This window comes from Actinopolymorpha alba DSM 45243, from assembly GCF_000373925.1.
Taxonomy (GTDB): domain Bacteria; phylum Actinomycetota; class Actinomycetes; order Propionibacteriales; family Actinopolymorphaceae; genus Actinopolymorpha; species Actinopolymorpha alba.
On the sequence record NZ_KB892733.1, the window covers coordinates 1 to 1,414 of the forward strand.

Genomic DNA, 1,414 nt, shown 5'->3' on the forward strand with positions numbered 1-1,414 from the left:
GGCCCTCGGCGGTCAGGTTGTCGTCGGAGTCGTAGCCGGCGTCGGCGAGGAGGTGCCCCACGTCAAGGTCGCGCCGGCCGGTGTGGGTGGCCATCTTCTGGGAGGCCTGGGCGACATCTTCCATGACGGGCTGGAACTGCTGGACGTCATTGGCGTCTTGGGTGACGTCGGCGGTGATGATGAACTCGTCCTCGCTGACCGAGCCCTGACAGTTGTACCCCTGGATCCACCCGTTACGGGTCTTCATCAGCCGCGACTGTGGATCGGTCAGATTCGCCTTATCCTGTTCGACTTTCGCCCCGCCGCTGGCCGCCGTGTCGGTGGTGGCTGCGGCATCCGGCCCGTTCGCCGGCTGGCCGGGCTCGGGCTGGGCGGCGGCTTTGGCCATGGCAGCCTCGTAAGCGGCGCGGGCCTTACGGACCCGGCAGTGCTCGTCTGCTGGCACCGGTCGACGCACCCGCAGTTCGCGGCCTTGCTCGGCGGCCTCGGCGGCCTTGGCGTGCCAGGCATCGATATCGGCCTGGCGGCGGGCACGAGCACGTTCCCACCGGGCCTTGGCCGCGGCTTCCGGATCGGTCCCGGCCCGTGGCCTGCCCTTGGGCGGCGTCACGGTATCGGCCAGGTCCTGGGCGTAGCGTGCGGCCGCGGTCGCCGCTTCCCGCTCGGCTTGTTCGGCGGCCTTTCGGCGGGTGCGGATCTGCTCCAGCGCCTGATCGATCCGCTTCGCCCGGCCGGTGCGGTCGCGCACCGTCTCGGGCACCTCATCGCCCCGGGCGTCTTCACCGAACGCCTCATCCTCAGCAGCGTCCCTGGCCTGCATATCGGACAGGTACTCATCAGCCAGCCGCCGCAGATGCGCTTCGGTGTAGTTGGCGTCCTTGGCCGCGTTCGCGGCGATCTTGGTGCCGTCCAACGCCACCACGCCCAGCCGGACCATGCCCAACTCCGCGCACAGCGACAGCGTCTGACCAAGCAGATCCCCCAACGCCGCCTCATGCCTTTGACGAAACCGGGCCAGCACACTGTGATCAGGCACATCACCAGCGCAGATGATCCGGAACGCCACATCAGTGCCGCACAACCGCTCGATCTGCCGCGACGAGCGCACCCCATGCGCCATCGCATACACAAACAACGTCAACAACATGTCCGGGTCAAAACCACGACGCCCGACCCCACCCAGCCTCGCCAACGCATGAAACGCCGCAGTGTCCAACCGATCCACCGCCGCGATCACAAACCAGACCAGATGATCCTCCGGCAGCCAATCCACCATCGACGGCGGCAACAAAAACTCCTGAGCCCGATCCACAGGCCGATACCCCATAGCCACCCACCGACCCTGTCAAAGACCCACCCACCCCGCCAGCCGACACGCCCCCAACCGCCACCACCACAAAAAGCAACAGGCTCC

1 protein-coding gene is annotated in these 1,414 nt (G+C 67.5%); it reads right to left on the reverse strand.

Annotated features, from left to right (window positions below; genetic code table 11):
• A partial coding sequence (locus B141_RS0107080) for a transposase (RefSeq protein WP_026256987.1) occupies nt 1-1,312 on the reverse strand: 1,312 nt, incomplete at its 3' end.
• Nucleotides 1,313-1,414: the final 102 nt, after the last annotated feature.